The organism is Eubacterium sp. CAG:156 (assembly GCF_000434315.1).
In the GTDB taxonomy this organism is placed as follows: domain Bacteria; phylum Bacillota; class Clostridia; order Lachnospirales; family Lachnospiraceae; genus Eubacterium_U; species Eubacterium_U album.
The window spans coordinates 1-684 of record NZ_FR878117.1 but is presented as its reverse complement, the minus strand read 5'-3'; the positions used below and the strand labels follow the sequence as shown (position 1 = coordinate 684).

General features: G+C 40.6%; 2 protein-coding genes. Both read right to left on the bottom strand.

Going from position 1 to position 684, the window contains the following annotated elements:
• Window positions 1–487, bottom strand: a 487-nt coding sequence (locus tag ABMA45_RS00685) for an MATE family efflux transporter (RefSeq protein WP_348029865.1), incomplete at its 3' end; no start/stop codon positions are given.
• Window positions 488–499: 12 nt separating this feature from the next.
• Window positions 500–684, bottom strand: a 185-nt coding sequence (locus ABMA45_RS00680; RefSeq protein ID WP_348029864.1) for a hypothetical protein, incomplete at its 5' end; no start/stop codon positions are given.

Sequence of the window (684 nt, the reverse complement as noted above, 5' to 3'; positions counted from 1 at the left end):
CAGCAGTTACAAATGCATTCATGCCCAAGGTCAACTGCACAAATAACGTTCCAAAAGCATAAATATTCAAATATGAAGCAGCATACGAAATGGTGTTCTCACTGGCTCCAAAAGCTAACAGCAAATTTTCTCCAAACAGTAAAAGTACCACTGTCAGAACGATTGAAACAATTACCTGTAAAAGAAAACATCCACCAAGCGTTTGCTCTGCACTGTCCATATCGCCTTTTCCCATCGAAATAGAAGCACGAGGAGCACCTCCTGAACTTACAAGTCCTGCAAATGCCGACACAATCATAATAATAGGCATGGTCACACCGACACCCGTCAGAGCAAGACTGCCTGCATCCGGTATATGACCGATAAAGATCCTATCAACAATGTTATACAACATATTGATCAACTGTGCTATTACCGTAGGAATTGCCAACTTAAAAAGCAGTTTTCCAACGGGCTGCGTACCTAAAAAATCCTTGTTCTTTTCCACTGTAAATCTCTCCTAACTGTTCGTATATTCTTTGATATTTCTGTTTACCTGCTCTGTAAACTGTTGCAGCTTTTCCATTTCTTCCTTTGAAAATCCCGCAAATACTATTTCACAAAATTTGTTCTGTGCCGCACGCCCGACTGCAATTATGTCCCTTGCTTTATCCGACACACTTAAGTGAATGGTTCTGTGATTTC